This is a genomic window from Pantoea sp. X-Soil-YNGN-785, from assembly GCF_059730585.1.
This window is the reverse complement of sequence record NZ_AP035942.1, coordinates 831,520-849,972: the sequence shown is the minus strand read 5'-3', so window position 1 is coordinate 849,972 and position 18,453 is coordinate 831,520. Positions and strand designations below refer to the sequence as shown.

The 18,453-nt window shown below is 54.8% G+C and carries 16 protein-coding genes and 1 rRNA gene; 8 read left to right on the top strand and 9 right to left on the bottom strand.

Annotated elements, in window-relative coordinates:
* Positions 1-32: 32 nt before the first annotated feature.
* A 16S ribosomal RNA gene (locus AC6I8E_RS03740) occupies positions 33-1,572 on the bottom strand.
* A 406-nt stretch (positions 1,573-1,978) separates the two neighbouring features.
* Positions 1,979-2,539: a D-glycero-beta-D-manno-heptose 1,7-bisphosphate 7-phosphatase gene (gene gmhB / locus AC6I8E_RS03735; protein WP_061061670.1), complete on the bottom strand. Its 561-nt coding sequence runs from the start codon at positions 2,537-2,539 to the stop codon at positions 1,979-1,981.
* Positions 2,540-2,728: 189 nt separating this feature from the next.
* Between gmhB and metN the strand changes: the two genes are divergently transcribed.
* From metN to proS, 6 genes are all read left to right on the top strand, one after another.
* Positions 2,729-3,760 (top strand): methionine ABC transporter ATP-binding protein MetN, encoded by a 1,032-nt coding sequence (gene metN / locus AC6I8E_RS03730; RefSeq protein ID WP_033731647.1) that lies wholly within the window; start codon positions 2,729-2,731, stop codon positions 3,758-3,760.
* The gene (locus AC6I8E_RS03725) at positions 3,753-4,406 is read left to right on the top strand and encodes a methionine ABC transporter permease MetI (RefSeq protein WP_009091958.1); all 654 of its coding nucleotides are present in this window, start codon (positions 3,753-3,755) and stop codon (positions 4,404-4,406) included. Before metN ends, AC6I8E_RS03725 begins: the two co-directional genes overlap by 8 nt.
* Positions 4,407-4,440: 34 nt before the next feature.
* A complete protein-coding gene (locus tag AC6I8E_RS03720) occupies positions 4,441-5,256 on the top strand; it encodes a MetQ/NlpA family lipoprotein (protein WP_013356861.1) in 816 nt (271 codons plus the stop codon).
* Between the two features lie 128 nt (positions 5,257-5,384).
* Positions 5,385-5,783: an envelope stress sensor lipoprotein RcsF gene (rcsF, locus tag AC6I8E_RS03715; protein ID WP_013356860.1), complete on the top strand. Its 399-nt coding sequence runs from the start codon at positions 5,385-5,387 to the stop codon at positions 5,781-5,783.
* Positions 5,780-6,484, top strand: coding sequence for a tRNA (N6-threonylcarbamoyladenosine(37)-N6)-methyltransferase TrmO (gene tsaA / locus AC6I8E_RS03710; protein ID WP_497824441.1), 705 nt, complete (start codon positions 5,780-5,782; stop codon positions 6,482-6,484). Before rcsF ends, tsaA begins: the two co-directional genes overlap by 4 nt.
* Before the next feature lie 89 nt (positions 6,485-6,573).
* Positions 6,574-8,292: a proline--tRNA ligase gene (gene proS / locus AC6I8E_RS03705; RefSeq protein ID WP_013356858.1), complete on the top strand. Its 1,719-nt coding sequence runs from the start codon at positions 6,574-6,576 to the stop codon at positions 8,290-8,292.
* Between the two features lie 118 nt (positions 8,293-8,410).
* On the opposite strand, the gene arfB is transcribed toward proS, so the two are convergent.
* A complete protein-coding gene (gene arfB / locus AC6I8E_RS03700) occupies positions 8,411-8,821 on the bottom strand; it encodes an alternative ribosome rescue aminoacyl-tRNA hydrolase ArfB (RefSeq protein ID WP_095707659.1) in 411 nt (136 codons plus the stop codon).
* A gap of 217 nt (positions 8,822-9,038) precedes the next feature.
* Here arfB and AC6I8E_RS03695 point away from each other — a divergent pair, with 217 nt between their 5' ends.
* Positions 9,039-9,239, top strand: coding sequence for a YaeP family protein (locus AC6I8E_RS03695; protein ID WP_003852623.1), 201 nt, complete (start codon positions 9,039-9,041; stop codon positions 9,237-9,239).
* Positions 9,226-9,486, top strand: coding sequence for a Rho-binding antiterminator (gene rof / locus AC6I8E_RS03690; protein WP_013356856.1), 261 nt, complete (start codon positions 9,226-9,228; stop codon positions 9,484-9,486). The genes AC6I8E_RS03695 and rof overlap by 14 nt, the downstream gene beginning before the upstream one ends.
* Before the next feature lie 40 nt (positions 9,487-9,526).
* Here the strand turns inward: rof and AC6I8E_RS03685 are convergent, their stop codons facing one another.
* The 6 genes from AC6I8E_RS03685 to dnaE all read right to left on the bottom strand — a co-directional run bounded on the left by AC6I8E_RS03685 (position 9,527) and on the right by dnaE (position 18,432).
* Positions 9,527-9,835, bottom strand: a complete 309-nt coding sequence (locus AC6I8E_RS03685) for a c-type cytochrome (protein ID WP_013356855.1) — start codon at positions 9,833-9,835, stop codon at positions 9,527-9,529.
* A gap of 2 nt (positions 9,836-9,837) precedes the next feature.
* The gene (tilS, locus tag AC6I8E_RS03680; RefSeq protein WP_497824440.1) at positions 9,838-11,154 is read right to left on the bottom strand and encodes a tRNA lysidine(34) synthetase TilS; all 1,317 of its coding nucleotides are present in this window, start codon (positions 11,152-11,154) and stop codon (positions 9,838-9,840) included.
* Positions 11,155-11,206: 52 nt separating this feature from the next.
* Positions 11,207-11,596 (bottom strand): VOC family protein, encoded by a 390-nt coding sequence (locus AC6I8E_RS03675; RefSeq protein WP_013356853.1) that lies wholly within the window; start codon positions 11,594-11,596, stop codon positions 11,207-11,209.
* 64 nt (positions 11,597-11,660) lie between these two features.
* A complete protein-coding gene (locus AC6I8E_RS03670) occupies positions 11,661-13,811 on the bottom strand; it encodes a lysine decarboxylase LdcC (RefSeq protein WP_013356852.1) in 2,151 nt (716 codons plus the stop codon).
* A gap of 169 nt (positions 13,812-13,980) precedes the next feature.
* On the bottom strand, positions 13,981-14,937 hold the full coding sequence (gene accA / locus AC6I8E_RS03665) for an acetyl-CoA carboxylase carboxyl transferase subunit alpha (protein ID WP_013356851.1): 957 nt from the start codon (positions 14,935-14,937) through the stop codon (positions 13,981-13,983).
* Between the two features lie 12 nt (positions 14,938-14,949).
* Positions 14,950-18,432: a DNA polymerase III subunit alpha gene (gene dnaE, locus AC6I8E_RS03660; RefSeq protein ID WP_013356850.1), complete on the bottom strand. Its 3,483-nt coding sequence runs from the start codon at positions 18,430-18,432 to the stop codon at positions 14,950-14,952.
* Between the last annotated feature and the right edge of the window lie 21 nt (positions 18,433-18,453).

Genomic DNA, 18,453 nt, shown 5'->3' with positions numbered 1-18,453 from the left:
GTGTGAGCACTGCGCGGGAAGGTATCTTCAGGTAAGGAGGTGATCCAACCGCAGGTTCCCCTACGGTTACCTTGTTACGACTTCACCCCAGTCATGAATCACAAAGTGGTAAGCGCCCTCCCGAAGGTTAAGCTACCTACTTCTTTTGCAACCCACTCCCATGGTGTGACGGGCGGTGTGTACAAGGCCCGGGAACGTATTCACCGTGGCATTCTGATCCACGATTACTAGCGATTCCGACTTCACGGAGTCGAGTTGCAGACTCCGATCCGGACTACGACGCACTTTGTGAGGTCCGCTTGCTCTCGCGAGGTCGCTTCTCTTTGTATGCGCCATTGTAGCACGTGTGTAGCCCTACTCGTAAGGGCCATGATGACTTGACGTCATCCCCACCTTCCTCCGGTTTATCACCGGCAGTCTCCTTTGAGTTCCCGACCGAATCGCTGGCAACAAAGGATAAGGGTTGCGCTCGTTGCGGGACTTAACCCAACATTTCACAACACGAGCTGACGACAGCCATGCAGCACCTGTCTCAGAGTTCCCGAAGGCACCAAAGCATCTCTGCTAAGTTCTCTGGATGTCAAGAGTAGGTAAGGTTCTTCGCGTTGCATCGAATTAAACCACATGCTCCACCGCTTGTGCGGGCCCCCGTCAATTCATTTGAGTTTTAACCTTGCGGCCGTACTCCCCAGGCGGTCGACTTAACGCGTTAGCTCCGGAAGCCACTCCTCAAGGGAACAACCTCCAAGTCGACATCGTTTACGGCGTGGACTACCAGGGTATCTAATCCTGTTTGCTCCCCACGCTTTCGCACCTGAGCGTCAGTCTTTGTCCAGGGGGCCGCCTTCGCCACCGGTATTCCTCCAGATCTCTACGCATTTCACCGCTACACCTGGAATTCTACCCCCCTCTACAAGACTCAAGCCTGCCAGTTTCAAATGCAGTTCCCAGGTTAAGCCCGGGGATTTCACATCTGACTTAACAGACCGCCTGCGTGCGCTTTACGCCCAGTAATTCCGATTAACGCTTGCACCCTCCGTATTACCGCGGCTGCTGGCACGGAGTTAGCCGGTGCTTCTTCTGCGGGTAACGTCAATCGACGCGGTTATTAACCACATCGCCTTCCTCCCCGCTGAAAGTACTTTACAACCCGAAGGCCTTCTTCATACACGCGGCATGGCTGCATCAGGCTTGCGCCCATTGTGCAATATTCCCCACTGCTGCCTCCCGTAGGAGTCTGGACCGTGTCTCAGTTCCAGTGTGGCTGGTCATCCTCTCAGACCAGCTAGGGATCGTCGCCTAGGTGGGCCATTACCCCGCCTACTAGCTAATCCCATCTGGGTTCATCCGATAGTGAGAGGCCCGAAGGTCCCCCTCTTTGGTCTTGCGACGTTATGCGGTATTAGCCACCGTTTCCAGTGGTTATCCCCCTCTATCGGGCAGATCCCCAGACATTACTCACCCGTCCGCCACTCGTCACCCAAGAGCAAGCTCTCTGTGCTACCGTCCGACTTGCATGTGTTAGGCCTGCCGCCAGCGTTCAATCTGAGCCATGATCAAACTCTTCAATTTAAGTTTGATTTGCTTAAACAAGTTAAGCGGTGCTCATCTGTAAAACGTCATAATGAATTTCATTATGTGTTCACTCGTGAGGCTTTGATATTTTGTTGCGTCCGGAGACGCTGATATCAATCCTGCGAGTGCCCACACAGATTGTCTGATAAATTGTTAAAGAGCAGTGCGAACAGTGCGTTAGCGTCCTGTCGCGAGGTGGCGTATATTACGCTTTCCTCCTGCAGAGTCAACCTCTTTCTCAGAAGTTTTTCTCCGGCGGCGCAGTCTCCTGTGCCTCCCGACCCGTTTCCCGTTGCCGGTTTGCCGTGTCAGTGGAGGCGCATTATAGGGAACGGCTCAGATAGCGCAAGTGCAAATTGAGACTTTTTTGCTGTTCGTCTGAAATTTGCACAAAAGCGCCGTTTTAGCCCTGTTTAATGCGTGCTGGCAGCTCTGCGAGGCTATTAATCACCCAGTCTGCTGCAGCTTCACCTTCAGCCGTGACCGGTTTACCGCTACGCACCAGCACTTTGGTGCCAACACCGGCAGCCTTTCCTGCCAGCATATCTTCCAGCTTGTCGCCCACCATATAAGAAGCAGCCATATCAATATGCAGCTCTTCCTGTGCGGTCAGCAGCATGCCTGGCTGTGGCTTACGGCAGTCACATTCCTGACGGAACTCTTCTACTGTTGCTTCGGGATGGTGAGGACAGAAATAGATGCCATCAAGGTCGACGTCGCGATCGGCCAGCGACCAGTCCATCCACTCTGTCAGACGCATAAAGGTATCTTCGGTAAACATACCGCGCGCTATGCCAGACTGATTGGTCACGACCACCAGCGCATATCCCATTGCCTTCAGTTGCTGCAGCGCTTCAATTGTGCCGTCAATAAACTGGAAGTCATCGATCTCATGAACATAGCCACTATCGACATTAAGGGTGCCATCACGATCAAGAAAAATAGCGGGGACTTTATTCGCCACGTAGAAACTCCTGCTGTAAAAATTGCCGATCAGTATCGCATGATTGCTATAAAAGGGAGAATGTCAGATTGAATCACTTCCATTGATTCAGACGTCTGGATGCCTTAACATCCATCCAGCTTTTATAGCGATTAAAAGTGACGAGGCTTCCCACACCACGGACAACGCAACACGATAATTAATAACATAATGATTAAACTAGAAAATATTACTAAGGTGTTTCAGCAGGGCTCGCGGACTATTCCGGCATTAACGGATGTCAGCCTGCACGTGCCTGCCGGACAGATTTATGGCGTTATCGGCGCTTCCGGTGCCGGTAAAAGTACATTGATTCGTTGTGTGAATCTGCTGGAGCGCCCCACTTCAGGCCGCGTACTGGTCGACGGAGCCGATCTGACTGCACTTAATGAGCGTCAGTTAACCCAGGCGCGCCGCCAGATTGGCATGATCTTCCAGCACTTTAACCTGATGAACTCACGCACTGTCGCGGGCAACGTTTCTCTGCCACTGGAACTCGGTAATCTCTCCCGCGCCCAGATCAACGCTCGCGTTACTGAGCTGCTGGAACTGGTGGGATTATCCGATAAACATGATGCCTGGCCTGCCAATCTCTCGGGCGGTCAGAAGCAGCGTGTCGCGATTGCCCGTGCGCTGGCCAGCAATCCTAAGGTTCTGCTGTGTGATGAAGCCACCAGCGCACTGGATCCCGCAACAACCCGCTCTATTCTGGAATTGCTGAAAGATATCAACCGCCGGCTTGGACTGACGATTCTCCTGATCACGCATGAGATGGATGTGGTGAAACGCATCTGCGATCAGGTTGCGGTCATCAGTCACGGTGAGCTGATCGAGAAAGACAGCGTCAGTGAAGTGTTCTCACACCCTAAGACGCCGTTAGCACAGCAGTTTATTCAGTCGACTCTGCATCTGGATATTCCGGATGATTACCAGCAGCGTCTTTCAGCCACGGCCGCTGAAGGCACCGTGCCCCTGCTGCGACTGGAGTTCACCGGTAAATCAGTTGATGCGCCGCTGCTTTCCGAAGCGGCCCGCCGTTACAACGTGAATAACAACATTATCAGTGCCCAGATGGATTACGCCGGTGGTGTGAAGTTCGGCATTATGCTGGCCGAAATGCACGGCGCAGAAAGCGATACGCGCGAGGCGATAGCCTGGCTGAAAGAGAATCATGTGAAAGTAGAGGTGCTAGGTTATGTCTGAAGCGATGATGTGGTTGCTGGGACGGGGCGTATGGGAAACGCTGATGATGACCTTCGTCTCAGGCTTTTTCGGTTTTGTACTGGGCCTGCCGGTCGGCGTTTTACTTTATGTCACCCGTCCAGGGCAGATTCTACAGAATCAGGGGCTGTACCGCGTGCTCTCCGCGCTGGTGAATATCTTCCGCTCCATTCCTTTCATTATTTTACTGGTCTGGATGATTCCTTTTACCCGCGTTATCGTTGGCACCTCCATCGGACTGCAGGCAGCCATCGTGCCGCTGACCGTTGGCGCTGCACCGTTTATTGCGCGTATGGTTGAAAATGCCTTGCTGGAACTGCCTACCGGTCTGATTGAAGCATCACGTGCCATGGGCGCTACGCCAATGCAGATCGTCCGTAAGGTCCTGCTGCCGGAAGCGATGCCGGGCCTGGTGAATGCAGCCACCATTACCCTGATTACGCTGGTCGGTTACTCTGCCATGGGTGGCGCAGTGGGTGCCGGTGGTCTGGGTCAGATCGGCTATCAGTATGGTTATATCGGATACAACGCCACGGTGATGAATACGGTATTGGTGTTGTTAGTGGTTTTGGTGTATCTCATTCAATTCTGTGGCGACCGCATCGTGCGTGCAGTGTCCCATAAGTAAGCCAGCAATCTCACATTATTAAGAAGGAAAGGATATGTCTTTCAGATTCAAAAAAATTGCCGCTGTGGGTGCACTGATTGGCGCGATTGCGCTGGCAGGATGCGATCAAAAAGAGAAAGACGCAAACCACATTAAAGTGGGCGTCATTGTCGGTGCTGAGCAGCAGGTTGCTGAAGCCGCACAGAAAGTGGCTAAAGAGAAGTATGGTCTGGACGTTGAGCTGGTCACGTTTAACGACTACGTGCTGCCGAATGAAGCGCTGAGTAAAGGCGATATCGACGTCAACGCCTTCCAGCACAAACCGTATCTGGATCAGCAGATCAAAGATCGTGGTTACAAGCTGGTTTCAGTGGGTAACTCTTTCGTCTACCCAATCGCGGGCTATTCGAAGAAGATCAAGTCACTGGATGAGCTGCAGGATGGCGCACAGGTTGCCATTCCGAATGACCCGACCAACCTGGGTCGTACGCTGCTGCTGCTGCAGAAAGTGGGGCTGATCAAACTGAAAGATGGCGTGGGCTTGCTGCCAACCTCACTGGATATCACTGAGAATCCTAAGCATCTGAAAATCGTTGAGCTGGAAGCACCACAGCTGCCGCGCTCATTAGACGATCAGCAGATCGCACTGGCCGTAATCAATACCACTTACGCCAGCCAGATTGGCCTGACCCCGGCTAAAGATGGCATTTTCGTCGAAGATAAAGATTCACCTTACGTGAACCTGATTGTTGCCCGCGAAGATAATAAAGATGCGGAAAACGTGAAGAAGTTCGTTCAGGCTTACCAGTCTGACGAAGTGAACGAAGCCGCTAACAAAGTCTTTAACGGCGGCGCGGTCAAAGGCTGGTAATTCAGCTATTCATCTCCTTAAGGGCGACGCTATGTCGCCCTTTCTGTTATTGGGTACCCTGCCCGACTTGTTATTTATTCCCGTCCTTGTTTCAATAACGCCACTTTTTGAAACCTGAGGATGTTGCCATGCGTTTTTTACCGCTCTGCTTGTTAGCATTGATGCTGACAGGGTGTGTTCATGAGTATCACCCGATAAGCAGCGCACCGTCCCGGCCGCAGCAATCCAGCCAACCGACCCGCAAACCCGTGGTACGACCGGCCCCGGTTAAGCTCTATACCGATGCCGCCGATCTGGTCAGCAAACCGTTCCGCGATCTGGGTGAAGTCTCCGCTGAAGATTGCCAGATCAGTAATCAGAACTCCCCGGCCAACATCGCCACAGCACGTAAACGTCTGCAGATCAAAGCCTCACAGATGAAAGCCAATGCGGTACTGCTGCATCAGTGTGAAATCGTCACCGGCACGCCGGGCTGCTATCGTCAGGCCGTCTGCCAGGGTTCAGCGCTGAAAGTCAGCAATCAATGAGTGAATTCGCCTTTGCGCAAATTGGGGTAATCCGTTCACCGTGGAAAGAGAAGTTTGCCGTGCCGCGCCAGCCAGGTCTGGTGCAGGATGGCGGCGGCGAACTTCACCTGCTGCCCCCCTACAATCAGCCGGAAGCCGTTCGCGGGCTGGAAGACTTCAGTCACCTTTGGCTGCTGTTTGTCTTCCATCAGACGATGGCGGGCGGCTGGCGTCCTACGGTTCGCCCTCCCCGGTTGGGCGGCAATGCGCGCATGGGTGTTTTTGCGACACGTTCAACGTTCCGTCCTAACCCGATTGGTATGTCGCTGGTTGAACTGAAAGGGATCAGGATTGAAAAACAGCAGGTAATCCTGCAGCTTGGCAGTCTGGATCTGGTCGATGGCACGCCGGTGGTAGATATCAAACCTTATCTGCCCTTTGCTGAAGCGCTGCCTCATGCGCAGGCCGGGTTTGCTCAGACGGCACCGGCGGCGGATATGCCGGTTCGCTTCTCCGCGCTGGCCCAGCAACAGCTTCAGCAGCAGTCGTGCTACCCCAATCTCGCACGCTTTATCAGTGAGGTGCTGGCACAGGACCCTCGTCCCGCTTACCGTCAGGGTGAAACGCAGGAGCGGGAATATGCGGCCTTGCTGATGGATTTTAATGTACGCTGGCGCATTGACGATGCCGGTACTGAAGTGATCGCTATCGACCCGCGTTAAAACCCGCTTTTGAGCCGGTGATCTCGCTGGTACACTAGCCGCCAGCAAAATTCTGTCTGTGACTTTCCGATCAACTGGAACCGTAATCAATGCGTACTACTCAATATCTGCTCTCTACTCAGAAAGAGACGCCTTCCGACGCTGAAGTGATCAGCCACCAGCTGATGCTGCGCGCCGGTATGATCCGCAAACTGGCTTCTGGCTTGTACACCTGGTTACCGACCGGTGTTCGCGTGCTGAAGAAAGTCGAAAATATCGTGCGCGAAGAGATGAACAACGCGGGCGCGGTTGAGATTTTAATGCCGGTTGTGCAGCCCGCCGACCTGTGGCAGGAGAGCGGTCGCTGGGAGGAGTATGGCCCGGAACTGTTACGTATTGCCGATCGCCACGAGCGTCCTTTCGTGCTGGGTCCGACGCATGAAGAAGTAGTCACTGACCTCATCCGCAATGAGCTGAGCTCATATAAGCAACTGCCGCTCAACCTGTATCAGATTCAGACCAAATTCCGTGATGAAGTGCGTCCACGCTTTGGCGTGATGCGTTCACGCGAGTTCATCATGAAAGATGCTTACTCATTCCACGTTTCACAGGAATCGCTGCAGGAAACGTATGATGCGATGTATCGCGCCTATAGCCAGATCTTCAGCCGTATGGGCCTGGATTTCCGTGCCGTGCAGGCCGACACCGGCTCTATCGGCGGCAGCGCATCACATGAGTTCCAGGTGCTGGCGCAGAGCGGTGAAGATGATGTGATCTTCTCTACCGATTCTGATTACGCCGCCAACATTGAGCTGGCCGAAGCTGTCGCCCCCGCCGGTGAACGTGCCGCGCCGTCGCAGGAGATGCAGCTGGTCGAGACGCCAGACGCAAAAACCATCGCGGAGCTGGTTGAGCAATTCAGTGTGCCTGTTGAAAAGACAGTGAAAACGCTGATTGTTAAAGGTGCTGAAGAGAGCGGTCATGCACTGGTTGCCCTGCTGGTTCGCGGCGATCATCAGCTGAATGAGATCAAAGCAGAGAAATCAGCTATCGTTGCATCACCGCTGGTGTTCGCGACGGAAGAAGAGATTCGTGCTGCTGTAGGAGCTGGTCCGGGTTCCATTGGACCGGTAGGTCTGCAGATGCCAATCATTGCTGACCGTACCGTGGCGAAGATGAGCGACTTCAGCGCCGGTGCCAACGTCGATGGTAAGCATTATTTCGGCATTAACTGGGAGCGCGATCTGCCGCTGGCGAGCGTGGCGGATATCCGTAACGTGGTCGAAGGCGATTTAAGCCCGGATGGCAAAGGTACACTGCAGATTAAACGCGGCATCGAAGTGGGTCACATCTTCCAGCTCGGCACCAAGTATTCTGACGCGCTGAAAGCCTCCGTTCAGGGTGAAGATGGCCGTAATCAGGTGATGAGCATGGGCTGCTACGGCATCGGCATCACCCGCGTGGTTGCCGCAGCCATTGAGCAGAACCATGACGATCGCGGCATCATCTGGCCAGATGCACTGGCACCGTTCGAGGTGGCGATTCTGCCGATGAATATGCAGAAATCGTTCCGCGTTAAAGAGCTGGCGGAAGAGCTGTATGCCACCCTGCGTGCTAAAGGCGTTGAAGTTATCCTGGATGACCGTAAAGAGCGTCCGGGCGTGATGTTCGCAGATATGGAACTGATCGGTGTGCCACACACCATCGTCATCGGCGACCGCAATCTCGACAATCAGGAGATTGAATATAAATCACGTCGCGCCGGTGAGAAGCAGATGATTAAGCAGGATGAAATCGTTGATTTCCTGCTGAAGGCTCTGAATAAGTAAGCTTTGAAGGAACGGTCAGATGCCTCTCCTGAGGGGCGTCTGATAGCTGAAGAGTTTGCCCGGTTGCTTTGAGACCGGGCCTGCCCAGGAAACAAACGCCCCGCCTGCGGGGCGTTTTTTATTGCACCCTGCCGCGCATCGCTTTCGTCGAACTGCGTCGCGCTTTTCCTTCCAGACGCCGCTCTTTCGAGGCGCGGGTTGGGCGCGTGGCGCGCCGGGCTTTTTCGACAGTGCTCAACTCCTGGATCAGATTGACCAGACGCTGCAATGCCGCTTCACGATTCATTTCCTGACTACGATACTCCTGCGCCTTGATCACCACCACGCCCTCACCGGTAATCAGATGATGGCTGGCGGTGAGCAACCGCTCTTTATAAAACGCAGGCAGTGAAGAGGCCGCAATATCGAAGCGCAGATGAATGGCGGTACTGGCTTTGTTGACATGTTGTCCGCCCGCCCCCTGGGCACGAATCGCCGTCAGCTCGATCTCACTCTCCGGAATCTCAACCGAACGGGATAGCATAATCATTAGCGCGCTCCCCACACCTTAATCACGTTGACCTCCGATAACCTGTTCATCAAATTAACCTTTTGTGCTCTGATTCATTCCGTCTCAGACAGCGGAATCTGTCACTTTAGCAGTGATTCGCGCACTGATCCTGCTTTACGCAGGCTGATTTCCTCTAAATGGCTATGATATAGTCGCCAGTTAACCAGAGTATTTACGCTCTGCTGAGGAGGGCCACGTGCAAAATTATTGTGAGTTAGTTCGCCGGAAATATGCCGAAATCGGCAGCGGGGATTTAGGTTACATACCGGATGCGATTGGCTGCGCATTAAAGGCGCTTAATGATATTGCCGCAAATACTGAGCTAAACTCTTCTGTCAGGGAACAGGCGGCTTACGCCGCTGCTAACTTATTGGTGAGCGACTATGTTGATAAATGAAGCGTACCAACCTATCAATTGCGATGATTACGATAATCTGGAGCTCGCCTGCCAGAACCAATGGATGCTGTCGCTGGAAATGAAAGATGGCGAGCAGCTCAAGGCAAAGGCTAAAGAGATCTTCTCACGCAAGAATGTGGAATATCTGGCTATCGATCTTTCCGGTGAGCATCGCGAATTACGTCTCGACCATATCGCCAGCTTTACCCATCCCGAACTGGGTACGGTCGTGGTCAGCGCAGAGTAATCCACGTATTCCGGGCGGGACCTTCCCGCCCTGTTAAACGTCAGGGCTGTAACGAACCGTAGTATGCCGCCAGATCCGCCATATCACTATCGCTTAATCCCGCCACAAACGCCTTCATGACCTCAGCCTGACCGCCACTGCGTTCGCCCTTTTTGTACGCCTGCAGCGCATGCTCCAGATAAGGGGCGTGTTGTCCTGCCAGGTTTGGGTAGAGCGGCACCGCCGCTTTGCCCGCTGCGCCATGACACGCCATGCAACTGGCCGCTTTTTCTGCGCCGCGCTGCGCATCACCCGCCGCCCATGCCGGTAATACGGCGGCCACTAAACAGACGATAAGCCATTGCTTCATTGTTATTGCTCTCCTGAGCGGGATGCCCTGTCCCAGATTATCTGCCAGCCCTGCTGATCACTGGTCGCGCCCGCGTGTGTGACAAAGAGATTCGGCACATAGACCAGCGTCTGGTTATAAAAAATTAACGGCAGCCGTTCTCGCTGCCACGGCGGTATCTGTAACTCCTGCCACAGCTTTTTCATTTCTCTTCCGCCATTGCGGCCCACCAGATGGACCTGACCCTGCGCATGGAACCGCACGCTGATCTGCTCATCCGGCAGAGGATAGCGCAACAGGCTCTGCGACATGCTGGCACGCAGCGTACCGAGGTTCTGCGGTAATGACAGCGGCTGGCGGATATCGGGCCATGCCAGCTCGGTGTCGCGCAGCGATGTGAATAACGGCAGCCAGTAGAGTTGCTGACGGAAACGACGCAATTCAGCCTGGCCGAAGCGTAGCCGGGGCTGTGCATCTTCCCGGCTCGCCATCACTTCATCGCGAATACGCTTCAGCGCATCCCGCGATGGCATCGCTCCACCCTGTCCGGCGATCCAGCGGCGCAATAACGCGTTAGCGCGCAGCGTGCTCATGTTCATTAAAGGTGGAAAATAGAGGCTGCCGTCAGGCTGGATCAGCTCGGCCAGTTGCCCGGCAAGCAGCTCATCCAGTAACTGCTCCTGCTCACTGCACAATGCCGCACTTCGGGCCGTTGCCTCAGCAAAATGGGGCCAGCGCTGATTAAGCTCAGGCAGCAGCCGCTGGCGGAGGAAGTTACGATCGTAGCGAAGATCCTGATTACTTTCATCATCTATCCACACCAGCTGATGGACGTCGGCATAAGCTTCCAGCGACTGTCGCGACTGATTCAGCAGCGGACGCACCAGCTGATGCGTACCCAGCATGCGCGATAAAGGCATTGCTGCCAGCCCGGCCGGACCACTGCCGCGCTTCAGCGCCAGCAGAAAGGTTTCACACTGATCGTCGAGGTGCTGCGCGGTAAGCAATATCTCGCCCGGCTTGAGCGCGGCGCTCAGCGCCTGATAACGGGCGGTGCGGGCAGCTGCTTCAATCCCATTTTCCCTGCCATCCACCGTCACGCGCAGCACGTCACATCTCAGCTGCCACTGTTCGCATATCGTCTGGCAATGGGCGGCCCATGCATCGGCATTTGGGCTGAGACCGTGATGCACATGCAACGCTCGCAGGCATGATTCGGGATGCTGCAGATGCCAGTCACGAAGCTGATGCAACAACACGGTTGAATCAAGTCCGCCGCTGAACGCAACCACCAGCGCGGCATCGGGTTGCAACAGGGCGTCAAAAGCGGGCAAAGGCATGGCAGAATCCGGATAATCGGGCGACCGAATGTCGCCCGCTGAGCGCGCTATTTTACGCCTGATAAAGCTCCAGCGGCAAACCATCCGGATCGGCAAAGAACGTGCATTGTTTACCGGTCAGTTCATCAATGCGAATCGGCTCGCAGACAACGCCTTTATCGGCCAGCGTCGCAACGGCAGCGGCCACATCGGGCACGGTAAAGGCCAGATGACGCAGGCCACACGCCTCGGGATGACTGACGCGTGCTGGCGGCGCGGGAAAAGAGAACAGCTCAATGGTATAGCGATCCTGTAAGGCCAGATCCCCTTTCCAGGAGTCACGCGCCTCGCGGTAAACTTCGCCCATCAGACGAAAGCCCAGCACGTCGCAATAGAACGCTTTGCTGCGCTGATAGTCGGAGGCGATGATGGCGATGTGGTGAATAGCGGTTAACTGCAACATAGTGAATTTCCTGATTGGGGCAGGCTGTCCGCAGACCGCCCGCCACTGATAGTCATTTAAAGGGTTACGCGAGGTCGTTTTTCAGTACGCGGACGCGATACTCGCCCTCTTCCGTCAGGCTGGCACCGTGAATATCGGTTTCGAATCCCGGGTAGTGCCGGCCGATGCTACACAGCATCAGCAGAAAATCGAGCACCGCACGGCTCTTTTCGGTAATCATCTCGCCCGGCATTACCAGAGGAACGCCCGGCGGATAAGGCAGGATCATGTTGGCCGACACCCGCCCGACCAGTTCGCTGAGGTCCACCGTTTCGATGTTGCCCTTCACCTGCTGCTGAAACGCCTGATGCGGCGTCATCTTCATTTCGGGCAGGACATCAAATGCCTGCAGCATCAGACGCGGCAGATCGTGATGGCGGATCAGCTGATGGATCCCCTGCGCCAGCGTCTGAATGCGCATATTGCGATAGAAGTCGGGATCTTCAGCGTAGAGATCCGGCAGCATGTTTTTCACGCGCAGATTGAGATCATAGGCGCGTTTAAACTCAGTCAGACCGCGCAGCACGCTCATCGCTTTGGTTTTGTCGATGCCGATGCTGAACAGGAACAGCAGGTTATAGGGGCCGGTCTTCTCCACTACAATGCCGCGCTCATCGAGAAACTTCGCTACCAGCGCGGCCGGGATCCCCTCTTCCGCCATTTCACCCAGCTCACTCATGCCTGGCGTCAGGATAGTGACTTTGATCGGATCGAGGTACATGTGATCGCGATCGGCCTGCGTAAATCCATGCCACTCTTCTTCGCCGGGCTGGATCGCCCAGCATTGTGCTTCGTCAATCTGTTCCGGCTGCCAGATATCGAAGAACCAGCTGTCAGACTCTTCGCGCAGGCGCTGGATTTCCCGACGGAAGTGCAAGGCACGTTCCACCGAGCGATTGATCAACCGCTTACCGGGGTTACCGCGCAGCATGGCGGCGGCAGTTTCAATGGAGGAGACAATAGCGTAATTGGGTGAGGTGGTGGTGTGCATCATGTAGGCTTCGTTAAACGTCTGTTCGTCGTAGTCGCCTTTAATGTGAATCATGGAGGCCTGCGAGAACGCCGCCAGCAGTTTGTGGGTCGATTGCGTCTCATATACCACCTTGCCCGGAATACGATCGCCACTCATGCCGCTTTTACCGGCATAAATCGGATGGAAATTGGTATATGGCACCCAGGCCGAATCGAAATGAATCGACGGCACATCCAGCGTCTCTTTAATGTACTGGGTGTTGTAGAGCAGCCCATCGTAAGTGGAGTTGGTGATCACCGCATGCGCTGGCCAGGTAGCGCGATCGGTGGTCGCGACCTTCTGCGTAATGCTCTCGCGGGTGAACTCGTGCTTCGGGATACCGCCGAGAATCCCCAGCGCATTGCGGGTCGGCTTCAGCCAGATGGGGACCAGATCGCTCATCATCAGCAGATGAGTGAGAGACTTGTGGCAGTTGCGATCGATCAATACGGTGCTGCCCGCCGGTGCCGCATACATGCCGACAATTTTATTCGAGGTCGAGGTGCCATTGGTCACCATGTAACTCTGCTCGGCGCCAAACGTGCGAGCGATGTACTCTTCCGCTTCAAGGTGCGGGCCGGTGTGATCCAGCAGCGAACCCAGCTCTGTCACTGAAATAGAGATGTCCGACTTCAGCGTATTGGCCCCGAAGAAATCGTAGAACAGGCAGCCTACCGGGCTTTTTTGAAACGCGGTGCCCGCCATATGGCCCGGCGTGCAGAAGGTGTACTTGCCCTCTTTCACATAGGTGAACAGCGCTTTAGTCAGCGGCGGCGTGATGTGGTCAAGATAGTCATCGGTATACTGCCGGATATGCAGCGCGATATCGTCGGCGGCATTCAGCGCATACTCAAAAAAGTGCAGTGGCATGCGCATCTCATTGATGCTGATGTCCATCTGCGAGTGGGTATTGATAAAGGCATACAGCGGCAGGTATTCATTGAGCTGATTAATCTCGCCGCAAAGTTCCGGACTGTTGTGCGCGTCCCAGTCGAAGATCACGCCGCTGATACGCGGATTGTGTTCGATCAGCTTCAGCAGATCGTCACTGTTTTTCGGGTAAAGCAGCTGGAAGCCTTGCAGATTTAACGCCGCGTCGAGTTCGCGTAACGGTTCATCTTTATAAAACACGCCGTGCGCGCCCATGATCGCCAGAATATTCAATGCCCCTCTCCCTGATTGTTGTGGAACCGGACAAGCATAACCGCTAACTCAGGGAAGGTGTAGCAAGGGGACGATCAGATGAGGCTGAAAGGCGTCAGACCGCGTGCGGGGGCTGAACTGGCGGCATAAAAAAAGCGGACCGGAGTCCGCTTTTATGGATGAGCTAAAATCAGGCGTAGCCGTAGCTCATCAGACGCTGATAACGACGATCCAGCAGCTCTTCGGTGGTTAATCCATCGAGGTCGGCCAGGTCAGCCAGCAGCTGCTGCTTGAGTGACTGCGCCATATCCACCGGACGGCGATGTGCGCCACCCAGCGGCTCAGGGATCACGGAGTCAATCAGCTTCAGCTCTTTCAGACGATGCGCGGTAATGCCCATCGCTTCGGCGGCCAGCGGCGCTTTGTCAGCGCTTTTCCACAGAATGGAGGCGCAACCTTCTGGTGAGATCACTGAATAGGTGCTGTACTGCAGCATATTCACTTTATCACCCACGCCAATCGCCAGCGCGCCACCTGAACCGCCTTCACCGATGACCGTACAGATCACCGGCACTTTCAGGCCAGACATTTCACGCAGGTTGCGGGCAATCGCTTCAGACTGCCCACGCTCTTCCGCGCCCACGCCCGGATAAGCACCCGGTGTGTCGATGAAGGTGATGATTGGCATTTTGAAACGTTCAGCCATCTCCATCAGGCGCAGCGCTTTACGATAGCCTTCCGGTGCAGGCATGCCGAAGTTACGGCGAATCTTCTCTTTAGTTTCACGGCCTTTCTGGTGCCCGATGATCATCACCGGACGTCCATCAAGACGCGCAATCCCGCCGACAATCGCTTTGTCATCCGCATAAGCACGGTCGCCCGCCAGCTCATCGAAATCGTCGAAAGCGTTGCGAACGTAGTCAAAGGTGTAAGGACGTAAAGGATGGCGTGCCAGTTGGGCAATCTGCCATGCGCCCAAATCGGCGAAGATTTTACGGGTCAGCTCAACGCTTTTCTCACGCAGACGCTGAACTTCTTCATCCAGATTAACGTGTTTATCATCCTGACGACCAATTGAGGTCAGCGAATCAATCTTCGCTTCCAGTTCTGCAATTGGCTGTTCAAAATCCAGGTAATTAAGACTCATAATGTTCCTGTTCTAGTCAAACTCCAGTTCCACCTGCTCCGATCCAATCAACGAGCGCAGATCGTTAAGTAAACGATCGCTGGGCGAAATACGCCACGCTGCACCAAAGCGCAGCTTCGCTCGCGCGTCGGCTCTCTGATAATAGAGATGCACCGGAATAGTCCCTGATCGATGGGGTTCCAGGGACTGACGGAGTCGGTTTAATAGCTGGTCATCAATTTGCCTGTCCGTCAGCGAGATAGCAAGTCCGCGCGCGTATTTTTCGCGAGCTTCGTCGATGTCCATGACTTCACGCGCGGTCATTTTAAGCCCACCACTGAAGTCATCAAAGCTGACCTGTCCGCTGACGATCAGGATTCGGTCTTTCTCCAGCAACTGCTGGTATTTATCTAACGCATCGGTAAATAACATCACCTCAAGACGACCGGAGCGATCGTCCAGAGTACAGATACCAATTCGGTTGCCGCGTTTGGTCACCATTACCCGCGCGGCGATCACCAGACCGGCCGCCACGGTAATTTTACCCCGATCGGTAGGATGCATATCTTTCAGCCGCACCCCGCCAACGTAACGCTCAATTTCTTTCAGATACTGATTAATCGGGTGGCCGGTCAGGTATAACCCCAGCGTTTCCCGTTCACCATCCAGCTGCACCTGCTCAGGCCACGGCGTGACGCTGGCGTATGATTTCTCCACCTGCTCTGGCTCTTCTGCCAGCACGCCAAACATATCCGCCTGACCAATCGCTTCCGCTTTCGCGTGCTGATCGGCCGCTTTCAGCGCGTCGCTGAGTGCACTCATCAGCGCGGCGCGGTGCGGTCCGAGGCGATCAAAGGCCCCGGACATGATCAGTTTCTCCATCACCCGACGGTTGATCTTTTTGGTGTCGGTACGGGCGCAGAGATCAAACAGTTCGCGGAAATAGCCGCCTTCGTTACGGGCGTCGATGATCGCTTCGATCGGACCTTCGCCCACGCCTTTGATCGCGCCTATGCCGTACACGATCTCGCCCGCTTCGTTAACGTGAAACGGATAGAGACCGGAGTTAATATCGGGCGGCAGGACCTTCAGCCCCATCCGCCAGCACTCATCGACCAGGCCGACCACTTTCTCGGTGTTATCCATATCGGCGGTCATCACCGCCGCCATAAACTCAGCCGGATAGTGCGCTTTCAGCCACAGCGTCTGATAGGAGACCAGTGCGTAGGCCGCAGAGTGTGACTTGTTAAAGCCATAACCTGCAAATTTTTCCACCAGATCGAAGATCTTCATCGACAGTTCGCCGTCGATGCCCATACTTTCGGCACCGTCGCGGAAAACTGAACGCTGCTTAGCCATCTCCTCGGGTTTCTTTTTACCCATGGCGCGACGCAGCATATCTGCACCGCCCAGGGTGTAACCGGACAGGACCTGGGCGATCTGCATCACCTGTTCCTGATAGAGGATGATGCCGTACGTTGGCTCCAGCACTGGCTTCAGGCTTTCATGCTGCCACTGGATATCAGGATAGGAGATCGCTTCGCGACCATGCTTACGGTCGATGAAGTTATCTACCATGCCGGACTGCAGAGGACCAGGGCGGAACAGCGCCACCAGTGCGATCATATCTTCGAAGCAGTCGGGCTTAAGACGCTTAATCAGATCTTTCATGCCGCGCGATTCAAGCTGGAATACCGCGGTGGTTTCCGAGCGCTGCAGCATATCGAAGCTTTTCTTGTCATCCAGCGGGATCGCGGCGATATCGATCGGCTCCAGTCCCTCTTTTTCCCGGCGCGGATTGATCATCTTCAGTGCCCAGTCGATGATGGTCAACGTTCGCAGTCCCAGGAAGTCGAACTTCACCAGGCCGGCATATTCCACATCATTTTTATCGAACTGGGTGACCGGGAACTGGCCGTGCTCATCGCAATAGAGCGGCGCAAAATCGGTGATCTTCGTTGGCGCAATGACCACGCCACCCGCATGCTTACCGGCGTTACGCGTAACCCCTTCCAGCTTGCGCGCCATGTCGATCAGCGCTTTAACCTCTTCATCTGCGTCATACATCGCAGGAAGTTGTGGTTCAGCAATAAACGCTTTTTCCAGCGTCATGCCGGGATCGGGCGGGATCAGTTTTGAAATACGGTCAACAAAGCCGTAAGGATGCCCCAGCACGCGACCCACATCGCGGATAACCGCTTTCGCCGCCATGGTACCGAAGGTAATAATCTGGGAAACTGCTTCACGACCGTACATATCGGCGACGTGTTCAATCACCTGATCGCGTTTCTCCATGCAGAAGTCGACGTCAAAGTCGGGCATCGAAACACGTTCCGGGTTCAGGAAGCGTTCAAACAGCAGGTCAAATTCCAGCGGATCGATATCGGTGATTTTCAGCGCATAGGCCACCAGCGAACCCGCACCCGAACCACGGCCCGGTCCGACCGGCACGCCGTTATCTTTGGACCACTGGATGAACTCCATTACGATCAGGAAGTAGCCGGGGAATCCCATCTGGTTGATAACGTTGAGTTCAATTTCCAGACGCTCATCATATTCCGGGCGTTTTTCCGCGCGCTCAGCCTCGTCCGGGAACAGGAAGACCAGACGTTCTTCCAGTCCCTCACGGGATTTCACCACCAGATAATCTTCAGTGGTCATATCGCCGGTCGGGAACTGCGGCAGGAAGTACTCACCGAGCCGGACAGTCACGTTACAACGCTTAGCAATCTCTACGCTGTTTTCCAGCGCTTCCGGGATATCCGAGAACAGCTCGCACATCTCCTCTTCGCTGCGCATATATTGCTGAGGACTGTAGTTGCGCGGGCGCTTGGGATCGTCCAGCGTATAGCCGTCGTGAATGGCAACGCGAATTTCGTGCGCATCGAAATCTTCTGCGTTGATAAAGCAGACTTCATTGGTGGCGACGACCGGGATGCCCTCGGCAATCGCCAGTTCAACGGCGGCATGCAGATAGCTCTCTTCGTCCTGACGACCGGTGCGGATCAGTTCCAGATAGTAGCGATCGGGGAAATGCTGCTGGTAAAACGACAGACACTGCGAAACCAGGGCATTGTTGCCACGCAACAGGCTGCGGCCCACGTCGCCACGTCGCCCGCCCGACAGCAGAATTAACCCTTCCTGCAGTTCAATCAGCCAGTCGCGATCGATGATCGGTCCGTCCACACCATAACCACGCTGATAAGCGCGGGAGATCAACAGCGTCAGGTTCTGGTATCCGGTATCACTGGACGCCAGCACGGTCAGCTGGGTCAGCTCATCTCCCATCAGCTCACTGGCAACGTTAAAATCGGCACCAATGACCGGCTTTATCCCTGCGCTGTGTGCGCCACCGTAAAATTTCACCAGACCACACAGGTTAGTGAAGTCGGTAATCGCGATAGCAGGCATGCCAAGGGCAGCCGCCTTCTTGATCAACGGCCCGGTTTTCGCCAGGCCATCAACCATCGAATAGTCACTATGGACACGCAGATGTATAAAACGGGGTTCAGCCATATCAGTTTCCGGTTAAAACAG

What these genes read in the sequence shown, in the direction of transcription:
- metN (WP_033731647.1), top strand. Translation starts at nt 2,729, where the DNA reads ATGATTAAACTAGAAAATATTACTAAGGTGTTTCAGCAGGGCTCGCGG.
- AC6I8E_RS03725 (WP_009091958.1), top strand. Translation starts at nt 3,753, where the DNA reads ATGTCTGAAGCGATGATGTGGTTGCTGGGACGGGGCGTATGGGAAACG.
- AC6I8E_RS03720 (WP_013356861.1), top strand. Translation starts at nt 4,441, where the DNA reads ATGTCTTTCAGATTCAAAAAAATTGCCGCTGTGGGTGCACTGATTGGC.
- rcsF (WP_013356860.1), top strand. Translation starts at nt 5,385, where the DNA reads ATGCGTTTTTTACCGCTCTGCTTGTTAGCATTGATGCTGACAGGGTGT.
- tsaA (WP_497824441.1), top strand. Translation starts at nt 5,780, where the DNA reads ATGAGTGAATTCGCCTTTGCGCAAATTGGGGTAATCCGTTCACCGTGG.
- proS (WP_013356858.1), top strand. Translation starts at nt 6,574, where the DNA reads ATGCGTACTACTCAATATCTGCTCTCTACTCAGAAAGAGACGCCTTCC.
- arfB (WP_095707659.1), bottom strand. Translation starts at nt 8,821, where the DNA reads ATGATTATGCTATCCCGTTCGGTTGAGATTCCGGAGAGTGAGATCGAG.
- rof (WP_013356856.1), top strand. Translation starts at nt 9,226, where the DNA reads ATGTTGATAAATGAAGCGTACCAACCTATCAATTGCGATGATTACGAT.
- AC6I8E_RS03685 (WP_013356855.1), bottom strand. Translation starts at nt 9,835, where the DNA reads ATGAAGCAATGGCTTATCGTCTGTTTAGTGGCCGCCGTATTACCGGCA.
- tilS (WP_497824440.1), bottom strand. Translation starts at nt 11,154, where the DNA reads ATGCCTTTGCCCGCTTTTGACGCCCTGTTGCAACCCGATGCCGCGCTG.
- AC6I8E_RS03675 (WP_013356853.1), bottom strand. Translation starts at nt 11,596, where the DNA reads ATGTTGCAGTTAACCGCTATTCACCACATCGCCATCATCGCCTCCGAC.
- accA (WP_013356851.1), bottom strand. Translation starts at nt 14,937, where the DNA reads ATGAGTCTTAATTACCTGGATTTTGAACAGCCAATTGCAGAACTGGAA.
- dnaE (WP_013356850.1), bottom strand. Translation starts at nt 18,432, where the DNA reads ATGGCTGAACCCCGTTTTATACATCTGCGTGTCCATAGTGACTATTCG.